At 65.6% G+C, this 21,370-nt stretch carries 22 protein-coding genes; 9 read left to right on the top strand and 13 right to left on the bottom strand.

The window, feature by feature from the left end; genetic code table 11:
• The 5 genes from WCL10_RS11135 to WCL10_RS11115 all read right to left on the bottom strand — a co-directional run bounded on the left by WCL10_RS11135 (position 1) and on the right by WCL10_RS11115 (position 4,363).
• Positions 1-450 (bottom strand): hypothetical protein, encoded by a 450-nt coding sequence (locus WCL10_RS11135; RefSeq protein ID WP_336895711.1) that lies wholly within the window; start codon positions 448-450, stop codon positions 1-3.
• 226 nt (positions 451-676) lie between these two features.
• Complete coding sequence (locus WCL10_RS11130; RefSeq protein WP_336895710.1) at positions 677-1,810, bottom strand: ABC transporter permease; 1,134 nt, start codon at positions 1,808-1,810, stop codon at positions 677-679.
• Complete coding sequence (locus WCL10_RS11125; RefSeq protein WP_336895709.1) at positions 1,807-2,784, bottom strand: ABC transporter ATP-binding protein; 978 nt, start codon at positions 2,782-2,784, stop codon at positions 1,807-1,809. Before WCL10_RS11125 ends, WCL10_RS11130 begins: the two co-directional genes overlap by 4 nt.
• Entirely contained in the window at positions 2,781-3,752 is a 972-nt protein-coding gene (locus WCL10_RS11120; protein WP_336895708.1) for an HlyD family efflux transporter periplasmic adaptor subunit, read from the bottom strand. The genes WCL10_RS11125 and WCL10_RS11120 overlap by 4 nt, the downstream gene beginning before the upstream one ends.
• Positions 3,749-4,363: a TetR/AcrR family transcriptional regulator gene (locus WCL10_RS11115; RefSeq protein ID WP_336895707.1), complete on the bottom strand. Its 615-nt coding sequence runs from the start codon at positions 4,361-4,363 to the stop codon at positions 3,749-3,751. The genes WCL10_RS11120 and WCL10_RS11115 overlap by 4 nt, the downstream gene beginning before the upstream one ends.
• A 254-nt stretch (positions 4,364-4,617) precedes the next feature.
• Between WCL10_RS11115 and WCL10_RS11110 the strand changes: the two genes are divergently transcribed.
• The 3 genes from WCL10_RS11110 to purQ all read left to right on the top strand — a co-directional run bounded on the left by WCL10_RS11110 (position 4,618) and on the right by purQ (position 8,410).
• On the top strand, positions 4,618-7,077 hold the full coding sequence (locus WCL10_RS11110; protein ID WP_336895706.1) for a calcium-binding protein: 2,460 nt from the start codon (positions 4,618-4,620) through the stop codon (positions 7,075-7,077).
• A 414-nt stretch (positions 7,078-7,491) separates the two neighbouring features.
• On the top strand, positions 7,492-7,725 hold the full coding sequence (gene purS / locus WCL10_RS11105) for a phosphoribosylformylglycinamidine synthase subunit PurS (protein WP_336895705.1): 234 nt from the start codon (positions 7,492-7,494) through the stop codon (positions 7,723-7,725).
• Positions 7,726-7,729: 4 nt separating this feature from the next.
• Positions 7,730-8,410 (top strand): phosphoribosylformylglycinamidine synthase subunit PurQ, encoded by a 681-nt coding sequence (purQ, locus tag WCL10_RS11100; RefSeq protein WP_336895704.1) that lies wholly within the window; start codon positions 7,730-7,732, stop codon positions 8,408-8,410.
• Positions 8,411-8,419: 9 nt separating this feature from the next.
• On the opposite strand, the gene WCL10_RS11095 is transcribed toward purQ, so the two are convergent.
• Positions 8,420-10,738 (bottom strand): EAL domain-containing protein, encoded by a 2,319-nt coding sequence (locus tag WCL10_RS11095; protein ID WP_336895703.1) that lies wholly within the window; start codon positions 10,736-10,738, stop codon positions 8,420-8,422.
• Positions 10,739-11,034: 296 nt separating this feature from the next.
• On the opposite strand from WCL10_RS11095, the gene WCL10_RS11090 reads away from it, so the two are divergent.
• From WCL10_RS11090 to WCL10_RS11075, 4 genes are all read left to right on the top strand, one after another.
• Positions 11,035-11,934, top strand: a complete 900-nt coding sequence (locus WCL10_RS11090) for a homocysteine S-methyltransferase family protein (RefSeq protein WP_336895702.1) — start codon at positions 11,035-11,037, stop codon at positions 11,932-11,934.
• A complete protein-coding gene (locus WCL10_RS11085; protein ID WP_336895701.1) occupies positions 11,927-12,775 on the top strand; it encodes an RMD1 family protein in 849 nt (282 codons plus the stop codon). Before WCL10_RS11090 ends, WCL10_RS11085 begins: the two co-directional genes overlap by 8 nt.
• Positions 12,776-12,923: 148 nt before the next feature.
• A complete protein-coding gene (locus WCL10_RS11080; RefSeq protein ID WP_336895700.1) occupies positions 12,924-13,583 on the top strand; it encodes a hypothetical protein in 660 nt (219 codons plus the stop codon).
• A gap of 203 nt (positions 13,584-13,786) precedes the next feature.
• Positions 13,787-14,443: a hypothetical protein gene (locus WCL10_RS11075; protein ID WP_336895699.1), complete on the top strand. Its 657-nt coding sequence runs from the start codon at positions 13,787-13,789 to the stop codon at positions 14,441-14,443.
• An 88-nt stretch (positions 14,444-14,531) separates the two neighbouring features.
• On the opposite strand, the gene WCL10_RS11070 is transcribed toward WCL10_RS11075, so the two are convergent.
• Genes WCL10_RS11070 through WCL10_RS11055 form a run of 4 tightly spaced genes read right to left on the bottom strand, consistent with a single transcriptional unit; the run spans position 14,532 to position 17,466 of the window.
• Positions 14,532-15,011, bottom strand: coding sequence for a GNAT family N-acetyltransferase (locus tag WCL10_RS11070; RefSeq protein WP_336895698.1), 480 nt, complete (start codon positions 15,009-15,011; stop codon positions 14,532-14,534).
• Complete coding sequence (gene glmS / locus WCL10_RS11065; RefSeq protein ID WP_336895697.1) at positions 15,011-16,834, bottom strand: glutamine--fructose-6-phosphate transaminase (isomerizing); 1,824 nt, start codon at positions 16,832-16,834, stop codon at positions 15,011-15,013. The genes WCL10_RS11070 and glmS overlap by 1 nt, the downstream gene beginning before the upstream one ends.
• Positions 16,835-16,852: 18 nt before the next feature.
• A complete protein-coding gene (locus tag WCL10_RS11060; RefSeq protein WP_336895696.1) occupies positions 16,853-17,218 on the bottom strand; it encodes a type II toxin-antitoxin system VapC family toxin in 366 nt (121 codons plus the stop codon).
• Positions 17,218-17,466, bottom strand: coding sequence for a ribbon-helix-helix protein, CopG family (locus tag WCL10_RS11055; RefSeq protein ID WP_336895695.1), 249 nt, complete (start codon positions 17,464-17,466; stop codon positions 17,218-17,220). The genes WCL10_RS11060 and WCL10_RS11055 overlap by 1 nt, the downstream gene beginning before the upstream one ends.
• A gap of 131 nt (positions 17,467-17,597) precedes the next feature.
• On the opposite strand from WCL10_RS11055, the gene WCL10_RS11050 reads away from it, so the two are divergent.
• Positions 17,598-18,308, top strand: coding sequence for a glutathione S-transferase family protein (locus tag WCL10_RS11050; protein WP_336895694.1), 711 nt, complete (start codon positions 17,598-17,600; stop codon positions 18,306-18,308).
• Here the strand turns inward: WCL10_RS11050 and WCL10_RS11045 are convergent.
• Genes WCL10_RS11045 through glmU form a run of 3 tightly spaced genes read right to left on the bottom strand, consistent with a single transcriptional unit; the run spans position 18,305 to position 20,555 of the window.
• Positions 18,305-18,751 (bottom strand): DUF3291 domain-containing protein, encoded by a 447-nt coding sequence (locus WCL10_RS11045; protein ID WP_336895693.1) that lies wholly within the window; start codon positions 18,749-18,751, stop codon positions 18,305-18,307. The genes WCL10_RS11050 and WCL10_RS11045 overlap by 4 nt on opposite strands.
• A gap of 2 nt (positions 18,752-18,753) precedes the next feature.
• Positions 18,754-19,197: an aminoglycoside 6'-N-acetyltransferase gene (aac(6'), locus tag WCL10_RS11040; protein WP_336895692.1), complete on the bottom strand. Its 444-nt coding sequence runs from the start codon at positions 19,195-19,197 to the stop codon at positions 18,754-18,756.
• Positions 19,194-20,555, bottom strand: coding sequence for a bifunctional UDP-N-acetylglucosamine diphosphorylase/glucosamine-1-phosphate N-acetyltransferase GlmU (gene glmU, locus WCL10_RS11035; RefSeq protein ID WP_336895691.1), 1,362 nt, complete (start codon positions 20,553-20,555; stop codon positions 19,194-19,196). The genes aac(6') and glmU overlap by 4 nt, the downstream gene beginning before the upstream one ends.
• A gap of 59 nt (positions 20,556-20,614) precedes the next feature.
• Between glmU and WCL10_RS11030 the strand changes: the two genes are divergently transcribed.
• The gene (locus WCL10_RS11030) at positions 20,615-21,292 is read left to right on the top strand and encodes an HAD-IA family hydrolase (RefSeq protein ID WP_336895690.1); all 678 of its coding nucleotides are present in this window, start codon (positions 20,615-20,617) and stop codon (positions 21,290-21,292) included.
• The last annotated feature ends 78 nt before the right edge of the window (positions 21,293-21,370 follow it).

Here is a 21,370-nt window from a genome sequence, read left to right as displayed (position 1 = left end):
TCACTCCAGCCCGGCGGAACCTTCCAGTCCGGCCAGCTTCGCACCGATCGTCTTGGCAACGTCCGTCCGCACCTGGTCGTTGTGCGCCTTGACGCTCATCATCACCTTGCCATTCTTGTCGAGCAATTGCGCGCCCTTGCCCGATCCGGCCGGGGCAAGCTGCACGATCAGCGGGCTTGGCGAAAGGCGGTTGCTCGCGCCGTTGGCGCCATCGACCACCGCGCCGACGCCGCCGCCCAGGAGGATGTTGCCGAACGAGGCACCGCCCAGCTTCGACTGCACCAGAACATAAGTCGGATCATAGCCGTCCAGCGTGATATCCGCGCGCGTATCGTCCTTGCGCCGCATATTCGTCTTGCACGGCGTCGTGCAAGTCATGCCATTGCTGAAGGTAACCTTGGCACCTTTGGGTTCCGATTTGGCCTCATACTTGACATTCGGCCCATTCATCACCGTTGCGCAGCCTGACAAAGCAAAAGCGATCGCTGCAAGCGACGAAATATTGCTGATTTTCATTGCATTCCCTTCCCGATTCCAGAAACATCCATAACGAAGGAAATGCATTCGGTAAACCGCTGTGCGTATTGTTTGGCCCGAAGCGGATTTTTTTAGCTGGCGGGATCGAATTGTTCGATGCAACAAGCAGCAAGCCGCCGGGCAAGGCCGGGGGGCCGTGTCAGGCCACGGTATCCTGATATCGCCGCACGGCTACGAACCCCAGCAGCGCCAGCATCAATGCCAGCACCCCCATCTCCGGCAGCGCATCCACCAGGCCCCAGCCCTTCAGCATGATCCCGCGCACCAGCCGGATGAAATGCGTCGTCGGCAGCACTTCGGCCAGGGTCTGCGCCCACTGCGGCATCCCGCGATAGGGAAAGGCGAAGCCCGAGAGCAGCACCGAGGGCAGGATGTAGAAGAAGCTCATCTGCATCGCCTGCAACTGGCTCTGCGCCAGCGTTGAAAGCGTGAAGCCCAGTCCCAGGCTCGTCACCATGAACAGCAAGGTCGCCCCGAGCAACAGCGGCAAGGGCCCCGCAAACGGCACCTGGAACAGGAACCGCGCCGCCAGCAGGATCACGCAGAGCTGCACCACGCCGATCGCGAGATAGGGCACGATCTTGCCCACCATCACTTCGAACGGGCGCAGCGGCGTCGCCAGCAGGTTCTCCATTGTCCCCTGCTCCACCTCGCGCGTTACCGAAAGCGCGGTCAGCATCACCATGGTCATCGACAGCACGATGGCGAGGAGGCCCGGCACCACGTTGTGGCTGGTGATCCCTTCCGGGTTGTAGCTGCGGTGAATCACCAGATCGACCGGTGAGGCCCCTTGCGCCCGCGCGCCCAAGGGCCCGATCAGATCATGGCCCAGCGCGGTCGCCACGGCCTCGCCGATCGCGCCGATCGCATTGCCCGTCGCGGCCGGGTCGGTCGCATCCGCCGTCACCAGCAGCTGCGGCCGCTTCCCGCGCACCAGATCGCGCCCGAAATCCGCCGGGATCGTCACGACAAACTGTACATCGCCCCGCTGCAGCATCGCCTCGCCCGCGCCGGGGCTTTGCACCAGTTCGGTCACCTTGAAATAAGTCGTATTGCGCAGCGCCGCATCGATCGATCGCGCGAAGACCGAGTTGTCCCCCCGCTCGATCGCCATGGGAAGCCCGCGCGGATCGTTGTTGATCGCATAGCCGAAGATCATCAGCTGCATCAGCGGCATGACCAGCATCATGCCCACCGTCCCCCGGTCGCGCAGCATCTGCCGCACTTCCTTGAACACCATCGCGCCGATGCGCTGCATCATGGTCGCGCTCATGCTTTCACCATGACCGAGTTGTCCTCAGCCCCCCGCATCAGGTGGATGAACACATCCTCCAGGCTCGGGCTCGCCTCGCGGAAGGTGATCGCGTCCGCCCATGGTGCCACCGCCGCATGCAAGGCCGCCATGTCCGGTCCGCAGACATGCAGCGCCGTGCCAAAGGGTGCCGCCATCGCCACGCCGGGCCGCGCCTCGATTTCCTTGGCGAGCCGGTCAGCCCCCGGGCCCTCGCCCAGCAAGGCCTTGAGGCCCGAGCCCGCCACCACATCGGCAATGCTCCCCCGCGCCAGCATCCGGCCATAGGCGATATAGGCAATCTCGTGGCAGCGCTCCGCCTCGTCCATGTAGTGCGTTGAAACCAGCACCGTCATTCCGCCTGCGGCCAGATCGTGGATCTGCTCCCAGAACTCGCGCCGCGCCTGCGGATCGACGCCCGCCGTGGGCTCGTCCAGCAGCAGGATTTCCGGCCCGTGCAGCACGCAGGCCGCGAGCGCCAAACGCTGCTTCCACCCGCCCGAAAGCTTGCCCGCGAGCTGATCGCTGCGGCTCGTCAGCCCCAGCTTCTCCAGCGCCTCCGCCACCCGCTCGCGCCGCCGGTCGAGCCCATGGACCCGCGCGAAGAACTCCAGATTCTCCGCAATCGTCAGATCGGAAAACAGCCCGAACTTCTGCGTCATATAGCCCACGCGCGCCTTGATCGCGCTGCGCTTGGTGCGCAGGTCGCAGCCCAGCACCGTGCCCTCCCCCGCGTCGGGGATCAGCAGCCCGCAGATCATCCGCAAGGTCGTCGTCTTGCCCGAGCCGTTCGGCCCCAAAAACCCGCAAATCCGCCCCCGCGCCACGGCAAGGTCCACGGCATCCACAACCGTGCGCCCCCCGAAACGCTTGGTCAGCCCCCGCACGTCAATCACCATTTCCTCCCCGGAACGGGGAGGCGAACCATCCGAAGGATGGCGGAGCGGCTCGCTCAAGGCACCGTCACCGCCACCGGCAGCCCCAGCGGCAAAGGCTTGTCCGCCGCCAGCGCCGCTTCCACCATGAACACCAGCTTCGCCCGCGCATGCTCGCTGTAGATCACCGGAGGCGTATACTCGGCGCGCGGCGCGATATAGCGGATCGTAGCGGCGCGCGCGGCGCCGCAGCCATCGCAGCTAAAGCGCACCGCCATGCCCGGGTGCAGCCCCGCCACCTTGTCCTGCGGCACGAAAAAGCGGATCTTGCGCTTGTCGTCAGGAATGATCGAGACAACCGGCTGGTTCGCCGGCACCCATTCGCCGGGATTGAAGTAGGTCTGCTCGATCTGCCCGGCCGCCGGCGCCACCGGCGCAATCTCCTGCCGCCGCCGCGCTTCAGCCGCCAGAGCCGCCCGCGCGCCCGAAACCTGCGCCGCTGCCGCCGCCTGCTGCGCGCTCCGCCCCACGCTCAGTGCCCCGGCGCGCTGCTGCGCCTGCGCTTGGCGCACGCTCGCCGCCGCGCTGTCCCGCGCCGCGCGCGCCGCATCAAGCTGTGTGCGGCTGGCAAAGCCCTTTGCGGCAAGATCGGAAAAGCGGCGATAATCCGCCTCCGCCCGCACCAGCTGCGCTCTTGCCGAGGCCTCCGCCGCCCGCGCCACATCGATCTCTGGCGCCCGCTCGCGCGCAGCCCCCAGATCGCTCAGCGAAGCTTCTGCCCCGGCAACCTGCGCCGCCGCCTGCGCCGCGCCCGCGTCCGCTGTGCGCGGATCGAGCGCGAAGAGCGGCGCCCCGGCCGAAACGTGCCCGCCCCGCTCCACCGGCCGGCTCGCCAGCGTCCCCGAAACCGGCGCCGCCACATACAGCGCCTCGCCCTCGACGTAACCCAGCCACGGATCGGGCGCCGCGCTGCGCGTGAACAGCCACACGGCGCCGCCGCCCAGCAAGGCCAGCAGCAACAGGATCGGCAGGCGTTGGCGCAACGTCATACAGGCGCTCCCTTCCGGATCAGGCCATTCAGCAGCACATCAGCATGGCTGCGCGCCATCGCCTCGATATCGAGCGGCTTGGCGCCCACCGGCTCGAACACGATCCGCCACAGCGCAGACAGGATCACGCCCCCCGCCACGCTGCGCGCTGCCAGCGCCGGATCGGCGCAGGCAAACTCCCCGCGCGCCACACCATGGCGGATGATCGTCTCGATCGCGGCGAACACGCGGGTCAGGGCCTGATCGTGGTAGAATTTGACCAGATCGGGAAAGGCCTGCCCCTCGCCGATGATCAGCCTTGGCAGAAACGCGATGTTCCCGCTCGTCAGCCGCAACAGCACCACGCGGATGAACCGCCGCAGCGCCTCGGGCGCCGGGTAGTCGCCAAGGTCTGGCAGCGCGGCGGGCAGCACATCCTCGATCATCCCGCCAACCAGCGCGCGGAACAGCGCCTCCTTGCTGTCAAACACGGCATAGAGCGCGCTGCGGCTGATCCCCACCCGGCGCGCGATATCTTCCATCGGCGTCGCGGCAAACCCGCGCGTCGCAAAGGCCTCGCGCGCGGCATCGAGGATACGGTCCAGGCGGTCGGGGGGCATGACTCGCGGCATGCCCGAATAAATAACAGACGCGTCTGTTATTTAAAAGCACCGGCAGCCCTTGCACCATTCAGTCCGAACCGGACCTGCCGCTTGCACCGGCCCGAGGCTTGAACCACAAAGGCATTGCCGGTTCGCAACGGGATTTGCGACGGAGGCTGCACCAACCGGCCCCGTCGCGCAGAGTCGTATCCGCCCTTGCGGCTGGCTACCCCCCCTGCGGTCCCGTGCATTTCGGCATCGGACCTTGGACCGGAGGGGCCACCATGACGACGCGCATTGCCGAAAATCTCAAAGCCAATCTTGATGCCATCACGCTCGCCGCATCGGAGAACTTGATCCTCCCGGTGGGCGTGCAGGTCTCCTCGGTCAATGGCATCGGCGTGGTCGCCACCGGCGCGCACCGGTTGGCCATAGCCGGCTCGCTCGCCGGCAGCGTGGCGGCGATCCGGATCGAAAACAGCGTGAACACGCGCATCAACATTGCCGATACCGCCCATGTCACCGGCGATCTGGCGGGGATCGAGATCAAGGACCCGACCTCCAGCACGGTGGTCAACATGGGCAGGATCACCAGCCTTTCGGGCAGCGGCCTGTTCATGGACAGGACAGCAGTGGTGGTGGGCGATCCCGCGAAGTTCAATCTGCGCAATTTCGGCACGATCTCGGGCGAAATCGGCGTCACCATGGGCAATGGCCTTGCCGCGATCGTCAACGAAGGGTTGATCGTCACCACCGGTGTGTTCGCCGTCCAGACCGGCGCGCTCGACGATTCGCTCATCAACCAGGGCCGCATCCATGGCACGGTCGCCTTGGGAGACGGCCGGGGCACGATCATCAACGACGGCCTGATCCGCGGCGCCATCAACACGGGCGCCGGCGAGGACACCGTGACCAACACCGGCCTGATCGCAGGCCTGACCAGCCTCGGCGGCGGCTCCGACCTCTTCACCAACGAGGGCAGAATTCGCGGCTCGGTCGATCTCGGCGCGGATGCTGACAGGTTCGTCAACACCGGCACGATCACGGGCACGGTACTGGGGGGCGATGGCAATGATGTGATCGAGAACCAATCGGGCACTGTCGGCGCAGTGAATCTCGGCACCGGCGACAACAACCTGACCAATTTCGCGCGCATTTCCGGCGCGGTCACTTCATCTTCCACCAGCAACAACACCATCCAGAATGAGGGCGGCCGCATCGGCGCGATCGCCCTCAATGACGGGCGCGATACCGTCTTCAACACCGGCGGCCGGATCCTCAGTGTCAATCTCGGCGATGGTGCCAACATCCTCACCAACCTCGGCCGGATCGACACGTTCGTGACCATGGGCGCGGGCAATGACTCCTTCGACAATCTGGGCGCAACCAGCAGCAACGAGATTACCGTAAGGTTGGGCCTCGGGGACGACGTGCTCGATCCCGGCATGAACGTCGAAACCGCCAATGGCGAAGGCGGCATCGATACGCCCGATTTCAACGCCACCGATGGCGTCGTCGCCGCGCTCGACGGCAGCCGGGCGAACACCGGCGTCGCGCGAGGCGACAGCTACACCGGCTTTGAAGTCGTCATCGGTTCAGCGACGGGCGCCAACACGCTGATCGGCGACGCGCTTGACAACCAGCTTTTCGGCGGCGCGGCCAACGATGAACTGCGCGGCGGTGACGGCATCGATTTTCTAGGCGGCAGTGCTGGTGACGACCTGATGTTCGGCGGAGCAGGCAACGATGAACTTCGCGGCGGGATCGGCAAGGACAGCCTAGTGGGCGATGCAGGTGACGACACCCTGCTTGGCGGAGATGGCGACGATATCCTCAGTGGCGGCGATGGCAACGACACGGGGGTAGGCGGCACGGGCAACGACAACATGACCGGCGGACTGGGCAACGACACGCTAGCCGGCGGCGACGGCGCTGATCGCATCGTCGGCAGCCAGGGCGACGACTTTATCACTGGCGGCGAAGGCAACGATGACATCAACGGCGGTGAATTGGGCATTGCCCCGGGGACGGCCGGTAACGATACCATCAGCGGCGGTGGTGGTGATGATTTCATAACTGGCAACAATGGAATCGATGTGATCAGCGGCGATGACGGAGCCGACGATATCGACGCAGGGGCAGGGAACGACACGATCAACGGTGGCAATGGGGCTGACCGCCTGGCGGGCGCCCTTGGAAACGACACGATCAATGGCGATGACGGCAACGACCTCATCACTGGCGGATCGGGCGACGATACGCTCAACGGCGGAAATGGCGATGACACCATAGTTGACGACGGCATCAGCAATGACATCCTGAACGGCGGCGCCGGAAACGACCGCCTCTCTGGCGGCCCGGAGGCTGACATCCTGAATGGCGGGGATGGGAATGATACACTGGAAGGGTCGAGTGGCGACGACACAATGACAGGTGGAGCAGGAGCGGACGTGTTCCAATGCTACCTTCGCGAGTTCAATGACAAGATCACCGATTTCACCCGCACGCAAGGCGACAAGATTGACCTTTCCGTCATGGACGCCAGTAGTTCGCCGGGGGAACAAGCCTTTACCTTCATCGGCACCGCCGCCTTCCACAATGTGGCAGGCGAGCTGCGCTTTTCAACCAGCGTCGAGCTCGGGAAGACCACGATCAGCGGCGACATCAACGGTGATGGAACGGCCGACCTCGTTATCACCCTGAACACTGTCGTGTCGCTTATCGCAACCGACTTCGTGCTTTGACCCATCGCAGAGCCGGGCAACAGCCGGCAGTGACCGCCCGGTTATAACGCAAGACATTGCGGCAACTCCCGATCGGGTGCGGGGGCAGGCAGGATAGGCGAACCACTTACGCACATCTGCCGGGCATAAATAACAGACACGTCTGTTATTTATGCCCGGCGCAGGCGCCTGCATGCAGCGATTTTCCTACATCGCCGCCATCTGCTAATGCCGCCTGATGCCCTGCGTTTCGGCCATTTTCTGTCTGCCAATCCCGCATCCGGTGGCCCCGTCCCGCGCCGAAAGATTTTTCCCCCAGGACTGTGTCAACCGTGTCAACCTGCCCGCCCTGAACGTGGCCGCAAACTTGCCCTTCCCGCCGCACCGTTGCATAGGCTCGCCCGAGTCTCCCAGCCTCCTCGCGAAAGGCCGCCCATGAAAGTCCGCGTTCACGTCAGCCTCAAGAACGGGGTGCTCGATCCGCAGGGCCGCGCTATCCATCACGCGCTCGAAGGGCTCGGCTTTGACGGGGTCAACGATGTGCGCGCCGGGCGCCTGATCGAGCTCGACGTTGCCGACAGCGTCTCGGACGAGAGCATCGAGGACATGTGCCGCAAGCTCCTCGCCAACCAGGTGATCGAGAACTTCCGCATCGAAAAAGTGGCCTGAGGCCATGGCTTTCACCGCAGCCGTCATCACCTTCCCCGGCTCCAACTGCGACCGTGACATGGCGGTGGCGATCGAGCGGATCACCGGCACTGCGGTCCACCGCGTCTGGCACGGCGATGCCGAGCTGCCCGCAGGCCTCGATTTCATCGCGCTGCCTGGCGGCTTTTCCTACGGCGACTACTTGCGCTCGGGCGCAATGGCGGCGCGCTCGCCGGTCATGCAGGCGGTCGTCGCGGCGGCGAACCGGGGCGTCACCGTGCTCGGCGTGTGCAATGGCTTCCAGGTCCTCACCGAAGCCGGGCTCCTCCCCGGCGCGCTGATGCGGAATGCCGGCATCCGCTTCGTCTGCCGCGATGTGCCGCTGGTTGTGGAAAACAACCAGTCGCTGCTCACCGCGCGCTATGCGGCGGGTCAGCGCATCACGATTCCCGTCGCCCACCACGATGGCAACTATTTCGCCGATGCCGAAACGCTGGACCGCCTCGAAGGCGAAGGCCGCGTCGCCTTCCGCTACGCCGAGCCCGTCAACGGCTCGCAGCGCGATATCGCGGGCGTCCTCAACGCGGCGGGCAACGTGCTCGGCATGATGCCTCACCCTGAACGCATGATCGAGCCCGCACAGGGCGGCAGCGACGGCCGGGCCTTGTTCGAAAGCGTGCTGGCCGGGCTCGGCGTCGCGGCCTGAGCGGGGCTTTCAGGCTGCGGTGAGGCCCTGCAGGCGGCGCAGTTCGATCGTGTCGAACAGCCCGCCGGCATCGGCGGCGCTCATCGGGCGGCCGAAGTAGTAGCCCTGGATCTTCTTGCAGCCCAGCCGCCGGATCACTTCCAGCTCCTCGGCGGTCTCGACGCCCTCGGCCGTCGTCGACATCTCGAGGCTGTCGGCCATCGCCACCACAGCCCGCACGATCGCCAGGCTCTCCGGGTTGTCCTTGGCCGCGCCCTGCACGAAGCTCCTGTCCACCTTGATCGTCGAGAAGCGCAGTTTCCGGAGGTACCCGAGCGAGGAGTAACCCGTGCCGAAGTCGTCGAGCGCCACGCCGCAGCCCAGCGACATGATCCGCTCCAGCGTCTGCTGCGCCGCAGTCCCGTCGCGCACGAAGATGCTTTCGGTCACTTCGATCTCGAGCCGGTGCGGCGGCAGCTCGCTCGCGGCAAGCGCGCTCACCACCACCTCGGCGAAGCTGGGATCAAGCAGCTGCTCGCCCGAAACGTTGACCGCAACCTTGATCGGCGCCGGCCAGTTCATCGCCTCGAAGCAGGCGGTGCGCAGCACCCATTCGCCGATCGGCACGATCAGACGCGTATCCTCGGCCAGCGGGATGAACTTCACCGGGCTCACCGGCCCATGATCTTCCGAATTCCAGCGCAGCAGCGCCTCGAAGCTCACCGGCGCCTCGGTGATCGCATCGACCACCGGCTGGTAGGCCAGCGTGAACTCACCGCGTTCCAGCGCGTGGCGCAGCGAGAACTCGAGCTTGCGTCGCTCCTCGGCATGGACATGGAGCGCCGGCTCGTAGTCGAAGTGCAGCCCGCCGCCCTCGTCCTTGGCGCGGTAGAGCGCGAGGTCGGCATTGCGCATCAGCGTCTCGACCGTCGCCCCGTCACGCGGCCCGATCGCCGAGCCGACGCTGGCCCCCACGAACAGCGTGTGGTGGTCGATCTCGTAAGGCTGCGACAGCGCGCTTATCACCGCATGCGCCACCTGCCGGATGCGCGTCCCGTCGCCCGCATCGCGCACCACGATGGCAAACTCGTCGCCGCCCAGCCGCCCGCACAGCTCGTTCTCGCTCATCAGCGACTTCAGCCGATCCGAAACCCGTGCCAGCAGCTGGTCGCCCACGAGGTGGCCCAGCGTATCGTTGACCGCCTTGAACCGGTCGAGGTCGATCATCATGAAGCCGCAGCGCATCCGCCAGCGGTCGGCCTCGCGCATCGACTCACCCAGCGTCTCGGTAAGCATCAGGCGGTTGGGCAGGCCGGTCAGCGTGTCGTAGCGGGCGAGGTAGGCGATCTTGTCGGCGCTCTCGCGCTGCTCGGTCACGTCCGAACCCACGCCGCGGAAGCCGATGAAGTTGCCGTTGTCGTCAAAGCGCGGCGAGGCCGAGAGTTCCCACCAGCGATTGCTGCCGTGCAAGGTCACAAGGACCAGCAGGTTCGAAAAGCTCTCGCGGCGCTTGAGCCGTTCGGCCAGGTCGTGCAGCGAGGAATGGAAGTGCCCGCTTTCCCAGGTCGGCCCCGCGATCAACTGGATCAGCGGCTTGCCGTCGATGTCTTCCGGATCCTCGCCCAGCGCGAAAGCAAAGCGCGGAGACGCCGCCCGCACGCGCCGCGAGGCGTCGGTCTGCCACAGCCAGTCGGCCTCGCCTTCCTCGAATTCGCGCAGCAGCAGCGAGACGACCTCGCTCTTCTCCGCCATGCCCGCTTCGGCCACCTTGCCCGCCAGGAACATGCGCGCCGCCTCGAGGCTGCCGACGCCAATGAACATCACGAACGTGATCGCGGCGGCCGCCGCTGTCAGCTTGCCGAAGCAGACGAAGACGAGAATGCTTGCCGCGCCAAGGATCGCGTTGAACAGCACCGCGCCGAGCGGCACCGCAGCGAAAGCGAGCGCGGTTCCGGCCATCAGCATTGCCATGATCGTCCAGACCAGCAGGCGCTGTTCGGGCGAGGCGAAGGGCGACATGACGAGGATCGGGATCACCCACACCAGCCCGGCGGCCACGGTGCAGACAGTATGGCGGTGGATTTCCTGCCGGGTCATCCGGCGCCGGTCGGCATCCTCGAGCGTGTGATCGAAGCGCGCGCTCCAGATCAGCACGCCGGCAAGCAGCGAAGCCCAGGCAAACAGCAAGGCCGGGTGGATCGCACCCCACAGCGCCTGCGCCACCAGCGCGGCGGCAAGCCCATGCGCGATCAGGCGCGGGCGGGTCAGCCGGGCAAGGCCCGAATACTGCAGACCGCGCAGCCGGCCCCAGTCGCCTTCAGCCGAATCGCTCAGGCCGAGTACGGCCATCGCCGGCAGTTCCCTTGGCAGGGCGGGCATGCTTTGATCAGTCGTTCGGGTCACGACCCCGTACTTAGTAGGGAAACCTTGCACAATGGTAAGCGCTGGCAAGTTTCCGCCGCGCAGGCGCGCTCGGCGCCAGCGCTCAAAGCATTGGAATTCATGATTTTAACCAAAGCTTCAGATCGTGAACAGTCCGCAGCACTTCCGCAGCGAGGCAGGACCCGCGCACGACGCCCCTGCCACCCGCGCGCTCGCCGTGCTAGCCCCATGCTTCCGACCACCACGAGAGCTCAACGCCGACCATGACTGCCCCCCTCCTGATCCTCGACGGCGGCACCGGCCGCGAGCTTGCCCGCCGCGGCGCGCCCTTCCGCCAGCCTGAATGGTCCGCGCTTGCACTGATCGAGGGGCCCCAGTTCGTCAGCGCCGTCCACGCCGCTTATGTCGAGGCCGGTGCGGACGTGATCACCTCCAATTCCTATGCGCTTGTACCCTTCCACATCGGCGAGGCGCGCTTTGCCGCCGAGGGTGAGGCACTCGCCGCGCTCGCCGGCAAGCTGGCGCGCGAAGTGGCCGATGCCGCGCCGCATCAGGTGCGCGTCGCGGGCTCGCTGCCGCCCGTCTGCGGCTCCTACCGGCCCGACCTCGTCGATCTCGAACGCGCCCGACCAGTGCTCGCAGTCCTGGTCGGCGCGCTGGCTCCGAACGTCGATCATTGGCTGGCGGAGACGCTGTCCTCGCTCGTCGAGGCGCGCCTCGCCGCCGAAATGACTGCCGCCACGGGCAAGCCGCTGTGGCTTTCCTTCACTCTGGAAGACGAGAAGCCCGGCAGCGAACCCGCGCTGCGTTCGGGCGAAAGCGTCACGGCCGCCGCAAGCCTTGCGCGGGAACTCGGCGCGGCGGCGCTGCTGTTCAACTGCAGCCAGCCCGAAGTGATGGAAGCCGCCATCCGCGCCGCGAATGCGGAACTTGGTCCAGACAGCCCGATCCGCCTCGGCGTCTATGCCAACGCCTTCCCGCCGATGGCCGCCGATGCCGAAGCCAATTCTGCGCTCTGCCCGATCCGCGAGGACCTGACGCCGGAAGGCTACGGCCGCTTCGCCCGCGCCTGGCACGCAGCAGGCGCCTCCATCCTCGGCGGCTGCTGCGGCATAGGGCCGGAACACATCGCCGCGCTGCGCGAGGAAGCCTTGCATGTCTGATACCGGCAGCCGCGCCCAACCCGCCACCACCAAACCGCCGGGCTGGCCCGACGAGGTGGCGCTGGGCGCGCTGCCGCCGGGCGAGAAGCTCATCGTCCACGCCCGCCACCTCGGTACGCGGATCGACACACGCGGCCTTGCAGGTGATATCGTGCTGCGCGATCTGGCCGCCGCTGCCGGCCTGACTTTCGCCTTTCGCTACGGCGTCGCGGTCACCTTCTGCACGTCGGCCGAGCGCATACCCGCGCTCGACATGGCCCTCCTCGCCCACGTGCAGGAAGGCGCCGCGCAGCAGGAGATCGAGACCGCGAGCGTGCTCTTCACCGATGGCGGCAAGGAGCGCGTCGATGACGACGGCGTGATCCACCTGGCGGATGACGAAGAGCCGCGCCTCCTCCTCGTCGCCACGGTCCTTGCGCACTCGGTCATGCTCTCGCGCGACGAAATGCTCGTCTCCGAAGTGTTCGATTCGAGCGTGCCACTGGTCGCCGACCTCCAGATCAACGGCAAGGCGCGCCTTTCGATCCCGGCGGTCATGCGCATGGTCGGCCAGGTCCTCGCCGCGCGCCACCGCGTGATGGGCACCGCGCAGGCTGGCGAGCGCCCCGATCTCCTCTGGGACCACCCCGACCTCGACCGGCTCTACACCCGGCTCGAGGCCGAATACGAACTCGGCGAGCGCGCCGAAGTGCTCGAACGCAAGTTCGGCGCGCTGGGCGATTTCACCGACGTCCTCCTCGAGATCGCGCAGGACAAACGCGCGGTGCGTCTGGAAGTCGCGGTGATTGTGCTGATCGCGTTCGAAGTGCTACTTTCGGTCGGGAAGGCGGTGATGGGGTAGGGTGGCGTAAAGACGCGGGATGGGTCCAGCGGCAGCTATCCGCTGTTTGGCTTGAAAACCTGCCGTTCCGGATATGGCAACATTTCAGACATTGGCGTTGGCGCAATGGATACCTACGCTCAAACCGATAATAGGGCGGAGGTTCAACATGCCTGAGTTCATGGGCATCAAGATTACAAGGGCGCAAGAGTCTGCTCGCCATGCCTATCGCCGCGCGTTGGAGAAGGCCGTGCGGGCAGCAAGTAAAGGCAGTGGATGGCGATCGATTGAGGGATGCTTATTCCGCGAACAGGCCGGTTGGTTTGTAAGCGTCTGCCCCTCGGTGTTCATCAATGTGGAGGCCACGAAGGCCACAGTTTCGGCGAAGCCCATGGCTATCGACCCGATTTTTTGGGACATCGTCGGCCTGCCTGAAAACGCCAATACTCCGTTATCATTTCGCTTGAACGGAGCATGGACCTGCCAGCCGCCACCGTTCGACGAGGTTTCGATTGAGGAGAATACCGATGCGAACTTTGTCGCCGCCCGCTTGTTGGATACGGCGAACGAGCACCTTGCTGCTGTCGAGCGTTGGTCAGTCGAGGACTTTCTTCAACTGTGTCGCAACAGTGGCGCAACGGAAGATAGCTACCTGCCGTGCGTCGTTACGACGCTCCATGCGCTCAATCGGGACAGCGAAGCCTTGGACACCTGTAAGTCTGCCATAGCCAGAGGCGATAGCGGCGGCTTCCTTTCGCCGGACGGCTCGTTCAGCGAGATGGCGACGCGGTGGATAACAGCGTCATTGACGAAGGCCACGCGGCATTAATTATTTCCGCTTCCCACTGTTCTCTCGCCATAGCGAAGCTGAGGCGCCGGGATCGAAAACCGCCCTTGGTTCAGGTCCAGCCGAAGTGCCCACGTTCCACCACTTGCACTCATCCGGGCAAAGCGCGATGCTCATGCAATGAGCGGAGACCAACCGACTGATCCCGATCATCGGGAAATGCGGTCTTTTGCATGATTTGCGGATTGGCGAACAAGTCGTGGTTCCGCGAGATTCGCCGCCAGATCGACCAGGATTTTTGGGCCGCGACCGATGCCTGGGAGCTTGCTGCTGCCAAAGAAAACGCGCTGTGGTCAGCGGAAAGCGATGAGAATTGCGCGCTGATAGAACGTGCAGCTCTGATGGATCATGGCGATCCAGCTGCGTTTGACCTTCATTTGGAAGGCGCAAAAGCTGGATCGGTCTGGTGCCAACAGATGGTTGGATGGCATTACTCGACCGGGATTGGAGTCGCCGCCGACAAGTATCTGGCTCTGACGTATTACCACTCGGCGATTTGCGGTGGGTCGTGGATAGCCACGTTGCGCTATGCCCGGCTGCTTTTTGAAGTCGGCCGATACGACGAGTGCGAGCGTGTTCTCAAGGACGGGGTAAGCTGCGAGTTCGCGCCATCCTATTACTGGTTGGCCTGGTATCGCCACAAGCGCCACACCACCCGAGCCGTCAGGCAAGAAGTCCGCCCCTTGATCGAGCATGCAGCCAAAGAAGGTCATCCTGCTGCGAAAGAACTGCTGGCAAACTGGATGCGAGCCGGAAAGTTGAGGCTATGTGACATACCGCGTGGGTGGTGGATGGCGGCCAGAATTGCGATTGCCTACGCAAATCGTGAGGCAAAGCAGTAGACCGGTCATTCCCGCCTCAGCGCCCCTTGCGCTCTGACGCCCCGGACACGCATCACGAACCTGCCTGACCGGAAAGCCGGGCTCGAGATCACCCACACTCTCGCACGAGATAGGTCACCGTCTTCCCGCGCCCCGCAAGCACCGCGCTGCCCACTTCGGCAAAGCCCAGCGCCTTGTGAAATGCGTCGGACGCCGGATTGGGCGGCTCCGAATTGACCTCGCAGGCCACCACCGTGTGCCCGGCTTCCACCGCTGCCTCGAACAGCGCGGCATAGAACCGCCGCCCCCAGCCTTTCTGGCGCTGCGAGGGCGCCACGATCACCCGGTCGATATAGACGAAACGCGGATAGCGCGCGCGGAACCACAGGAAATTGGGGCTGTCGTACTCCGCGTCCTGATCCACCGCGAGGAGGAAGGCCTCCGCCCCGCCCGCCTCGCAGGTGCCGAGATAGAACGCCTGATCGATCAGCGCCTGCATACCCGCCAGATCGAGCGAGGACGTTTCCAGCACATGCGCCTGGTTGAGCGCCAGCATGGCCCCACAATCGACAGGCGCATCGACCGGCATCACTCCACCGTCACCGACTTCGCCAGATTGCGCGGCTGGTCCACGTCCGTGCCCTTGGCCACCGCCACGTGATAGGCCAGCAGCTGCACCGGCACGGCATAGACCAGCGGCGCGATCAGCGGGTGGACCTTGGGCATTTCGATGGTCGCAAGGCAGCCCTCGCCCGCTTCGGCAATGCCGGCCGCGTCCGAAATCAGCACGACCTTGCCGCCGCGCGCGCGCACTTCCTGCATGTTGCTCACGGTCTTTTCGAACAGCGGACCCGACGGTGCGAGTACGATCACCGGCACCGCCTCGTCGATCAGCGCGATGGGGCCGTGCTTCATCTCGCCGCTGGCATAGCCTTCGGCGTGGATATAACTGATTTCCTTGAGCTTCAGCGCCCCTTCCAGGGCCAGCGGATAGTCCGGCCCGCGCCCCAGATAGAGCACGTCGCGCGCCGGGGCGATGAGGTGCGCCATGGCCGCGATTTCGTCGTCATGCGCCAGCGCCGCGTTCAGGGCAGCGGGCGTTTCGGCGAGCTGGTTGACGATATCGGCCTCTTCCTCTCGGCTCAGCCGTCCGCGCTTCACTGCCAGATGCGCAGCCAGCGCGGCCAGCACGGCCAGCTGGCAGGTAAACGCCTTGGTCGAGGCGACGCCGATTTCCGGCCCGGCGTGGGTCGGCAGCAGCAAGTCAGCCTCGCGCGCCATCGAGCTGGTCGGCACGTTGACCACGACCGCGATGGTTTGGCCTGCCGCCTTGCAGTGGCGCAGCGCGGCGAGCGTGTCCGCCGTCTCGCCGCTCTGCGAGATGAAGAGCGCGAGGCCGCCGGGCTCGAGCACGGGATCGCGGTAGCGGAACTCGCTCGCCACATCGATATCGACCGGCAAGCGCGCGAACTGCTCGAACCAGTATTTGGCAACCATGCCCGCATAGAAGCTGGTGCCGCAGGCCACGATGGTCACACGGCTGATGCTGGTGAGGTCGAAGTCGATCTGCGGCAGCGCCACGGTCTGGTCGATCCGGCGCAGGTAGCTGCGCAAGGTCTGCGCCACCACGGTCGGCTGCTCGAAGATTTCCTTCTGCATGAAGTGGCGAAACTCGCCCTTCTCGATCGCCGCCGCCGTCGCGCCCGAGGCGACGATGGGGCGCTTCACGGGGTTGTTCTCGAAGTCGAAGATCTCGGCGCCCTCGCGGGTGATCACCACCCAGTCGCCTTCTTCAAGGTATGTGATGCGCTGCGTCAGCGGCGCAAGGGCCAGCGCGTCGGAGCCGAGGTAGGTCTCCCCATCGCCGTAGCCCACCACCAGCGGCGAGCCGAGGCGCGCGCCGATCAGCATGTCATCATGCTGGCGGAACGCGATGGCGAGAGCGAAGGCGCCGCGCAGCTGCGGCAGCACCGCCTGAACCGCGTCCTGCGGCGGGAAGCCCGCCTCGACGAGTTCGGACACAAGGTGCGCGACGACCTCGGTATCGGTCTCGCTTTCAAAAGTGCGGCCCCGGCCGATCAGCGCATCGCGCAGCGGCTTGAAGTTCTCGATGATTCCGTTGTGCACCAACGCCACTTCGCCGGTGGCGTGCGGGTGCGCGTTGGCAGTGTTGGGCGCGCCGTGCGTTGCCCAGCGGGTGTGAGCAATACCGATCAGCCCGGCGGCGGGGCTGCGCGCCAGTTCGAGCACGAGGTTGTTGAACTTGCCCTCAGCCCGGCGCCGCACCAGCTGCCCGTCCTCGACCAGACAGATGCCCGCGCTGTCGTAGCCGCGATATTCCATCCGCCTGAGGCCGTCCACCAGCCGATCCGCGACCTGTTCCTTGCCGACAATTCCGATGATTCCGCACATGGGGAGAGGGGCTTTCGTTCAGAGGGTATATGGGACGCGGATGCCCGGTATTTCGGCCGGGAAATCCTTGGTGTTGCGGGTTACTAGAATGCCGCCGTTGATCTGAGCCGTGGCGAGAATATAGGCGTCCATCAGCTTCATGCGGCCACGATAGCGGATGTCAGCGGCAGCCATGGCAATGCGCGCATCGATCTCTACGGTCTCGAAATGGCTGAGCGCCTCGCGCACCAGATCGCGCCGTTCGAGCGCTTCCCCAGCCAGCACTTCGGTCCACACGATCCGACTGATCCGCTGCCGCCGATAGCGGGAAAGCTCCGCCGTCGCCTGCGGCAGGCGCTTGAGCCAATCGATGACGATGTTTGTGTCGAAGAACGGGTCTGACACTAGATGTCTTCGTAAGGTCGGCGGTCTTCGCGGATGGCGCGCTGGTATTCCACGCCGTCGGGAATGTCGTCGCGATCCGCCCACAGGCCGGCATAGCGCTCGATCCAGTCGTTGCTGCGGTCACCCTGCACAAGGAACAGGCGCACCGCCTCGCGCACCAGCGATGCGCGCGACTTGCCCTGCTCGGCCGCGCGGGCATCGAGCTTGGCGATGTCTTCATCAGGCAAGTCGGCGAGGATACGTGTCATGATGATATCGTGATATCATATCATGATATCGTGTCAAGTGATTCGGCAGAGACTTGCCAAGCGCCTGACCGGCGATAGTCTCAAGGCGTAAACAAGTCCGCACCAGCGCTGCGGCAAAAGGGGATCCCGCTATGGCCACGACATCCGCGCTCAAGGTCTATCATCTGCCCGGCGCATGGGGTCTGCCTACCGTCAGCCCGTTCTGCCTCAAGCTCGATGCCTGGCTGCGCATGACAGGGATCGAACACGAAAGCCTGACCGCTGCCACGCCATTCGCCGGACCCAAGGGCAAGGCCCCGTGGATCGAGCTCGACGGGCTGAAACTGGGCGATTCGACCTTTATCGCGGCCCACCTTGCCGAGCGCTACGGCGTCGACCCAGATGCCCACCTCACCCCGGCCCAGCGCGGCACGGGTGTGGCGATCCAGCGCCTGATCGACGAGAACCTCTACTGGACGATGGTCCATGATCGCTGGATGAATGAAGGCAACTGGAAGCAATTCCGCGATGTCGTGCTCGGCGGGCTTGCGGTGCCGCTGCGCCGCGTGCTCGGCCCGATTGCCCGGCGCGGCGTGAAAAAGCAGCTGGAAGGCCACGGCATGGGCATCCACAGCGCCGAGGAAATCGCCGCAATCGGCCGCCGCGACGTGAATGCGCTCTCCGCGATCCTCGGCGATCAGCCGTGGTTCTTCGGCGCCGAGCCCAGCTCGACCGACGCGGTGGTCTACGCCCAGCTCGTCAACATCTGGCGCGCGCCGTTCACCAGCGAAGTCAAACGGGCGATCGGCCAGACGCCCAACCTCGTCGCCTTCATCGACCGGTTTGCCGCGCGCTACTACTAGCGGTTCTCGCGCCACCATTTGAAGGTGAACACCGCCGCGCTCGGCCCGTCGCGGCCCAGCTCTGCCAGCTTGCCGAGCGCTTCAGCCACGCTCGGGATATGGCCCTCGGGCACTTCCCAAAGCGCCAGCGCGGGCTCCATCGGCTCGAACCATTCCGCCCGCCGCGCCAGCACCGCACGGTGGTCAGCCTGGCGATAGGCGAAGGCCTCGAGCGAGGGCACATCACGCCAGACCGAGAGGTTGACGATGAAATCGGCGTCGCCCGCCACTGCCTCGATTGCGGTGGCATCGTTGGCATCACCATCGCCCACCAGGCGCCAGATGAACCCGTCTGCCACGTCGGCCTGCGCATTCACGTGATCGAGTGCGTCCATGAAGGCCTGGTTGGCAGGGTCCGCCTTGGGGCGGCGGAAGCGGGCGACGTTGAGCTGGGCAATCGGCATCTTCAAAGCTCCTGCCGGAAATAGACCACCCGTTCGGTCTCGGCGAAACCGGCGGCAAGGTGAAAGGCATGGCTCTCAAGGTCGTCGTGCCATGTGTCCGATGCGAATTCGCGGCACCCCCGCACGCGGCCCCAGTCCGCCACTGCTGCCACGAGCCGCCGCGCCAGCCCCTGCCGCCGCAAGGCCTCGTCCACGAAAATGCCTTCTAGGAACAGCACGGGCGAGGTCTCGCACCCGTTCACATATTCATGCCGGATCGAAGCCTCGGCAAAGCCGACCACCGCCCCGCCGTCCAGTGCAACCAGATTGAGGAACCGCTCGGGCTCGGCCAGCTGCTCTTCCGCCTCGGCGCGGTGCTCGCTTGCCGGGGTCTCTTCCCACAGCGCATGCCGCAACGCTGCCCAGCCATCGAGGTGGTCGGGTCCGGCCGCGGCAATCGTGATCATTTCCGCTCCGCCTTCTTGCGCTTCATTGCGTCGTGGAAGCGGTCGGCCCAGCCGGGCTTGACCAGCTGTTCAGCGCGCACGAGGCGCAGTTCGCCATCGGCCACATCGCGGCTCACCGCGCTGCCCGCCGCCACGATCGCATCGGCGCCGATCTTCACCGGAGCGATCAACGCCGAGTTCGAGCCGATAAAGGCGCGCTCGCCGATCACGGTGCGATACTTGAAGTAGCCGTCATAGTTGCAGGTGATCGTGCCCGCGCCGATGTTCGCGCCAGCGCCTACATCGGCATCGCCCAGATAAGTCAGGTGATTGGCCTTGGCGCCCGCATGGAGCACCGCGTTCTTCACTTCGACGAAATTGCCGACGCGCGCCTTCTCCTCCAGCACCGCGCCCGGCCGCAGCCGCGCGAAGGGTCCGACCGAGACGCCGCTTTCCAGCCACGCGCCCTCGATATGGCAGAAGGCGTGGATCACCACGTTATCCGCCACCGTCACGCCGGGGCCGAAAATCACGTTCTGCTCCACCGTGACGTCACGCCCAAGCTTGGTGTCCCACGCGAACCACACCGTTTCGGGCGCGACCAGGCTTGCACCATCGGCCATCGCCTGAAGCCGCCGCTTCTTCTGCCAACGGCCTTCCGCCTCGGCGAGTTCGGCGCGGCTGTTGATGCCGGCGACTTCGTCGGGATCGCCTGTCACCACCACCGCACAGACGCGGCCATCGCCATTGGCCACATTGACGATATCGGTGAGGTAGTACTCGCCCTGCGCGTTGTCGTTCCCGACGCGCGCGAGGAGGTTGAACAACTCGCCCCCGCGCACCGCCATGAGGCCGGAGTTGCAAAGGCGGCAGGCGCGTTCCGCCTCGCTCGCATCCTTGTGCTCGACCATTTTTGTCACGACGCCCGCTTCCGCGATCACCCGGCCATATTGTAGCGCGTTCTCAGGCTCGAAAGCCAGCACGACCACCGCCGGATTGTCCGCGCCGTGCAGCCGCTCCAGCATCGCGCGCATCGTCGTGGAGGTCACGAATGGCACGTCTCCGTAGAGGATCAGCACATCGCCCGCGAAGCCCGCCAACGCGCCTTCCGCCTGCTGCACTGCGTGCCCGGTGCCGAGCTGTGGATCCTGAACGGCAAGCTCAGCGCTATCGCCCAGCGCGGCGGCGAGCTGTTCGCGCCCCGCGCCGACCACGACGACCTTGCGCGCAGGCTCCAGCGCATCGGCGCTGGCCAATAGGTGCATCAGCATGGGCCGCCCGGCGATCGGGTGCAGCACCTTGTGCAGGTCGCTTTTCATGCGGGTGCCCTTGCCGGCGGCAAGGACGACAAGCGCGAGGGGGGAAGAAGCTTCGGTCATGTGCGCTCCTTGCCAGCATTTGCTTGCAGTTTCTAGAACGCGCCGCCACGGATCGCGGCATGACGGATTTTCCCTTCCAGATCGTCGGTTTCGACCTCGATGGCACGCTGCTCGACACTGCCTACGACATCGGCCACGCGCTCAATCATGCGCTCGCCCATGTCGGCCGCCCGCTGGTGCCGCTGGACGAGGCGCGGCGCTACATCGGCGGCGGCAGCGCGCAACTCCTGCACAATGCGCTTGAGGCGAGCGGCGGAAAGGACGGCATCGATTTCGCCGCCTTGCAGGAGCGCCTGCTTGCCTTTTACGCGGACAACATCGCGCGCCACACCGCGCTGTTCCCCGGCGGCGAGGCCATGCTGGAGGCGCTCGCATCGCACGGCGTCCACCTGGCCATCGCCACCAACAAGCGCGAGGATCTCGCCCGCCGCCTGTTCGACGAGCTCGGCCTCACCTCGCGCTTCGCCACGATCATCGGCGGCGACACGCTAGGCCCCGGGCGCGCCAAGCCGGCGCCCGATATGCTCCACGAAATGGTGGCCCGCTGCGGCGGCGGTCCGGCGGCATTTGTGGGTGATACGACCTTCGATATCGGCGCGGCGCGTGCGGCGGGGCTTCCAGTCGTCGCCGTCCGCTTCGGCTTCTGCGACCTGCCGCCCGACGAGCTTGGCGCCGATGCCGTGATCGACCACTTCGACGAACTGGTGCCCACACTCCGCACGCTCGCCCCGCGATAGAAAAAGGTGGGGGCGCCCCACAAAATCTGCGCATGGCCTGCGCCTTGTCATTCGTCCCTCGCAGCGCCACTCTTGGGG

It is taken from the genome of Novosphingobium sp., from assembly GCF_037133355.1.
Lineage (GTDB): Bacteria > Pseudomonadota > Alphaproteobacteria > Sphingomonadales > Sphingomonadaceae > Novosphingobium.
The sequence above is the reverse complement of the archived record's forward strand: the minus strand, read 5'-3'. Positions and strand labels throughout refer to the sequence as shown.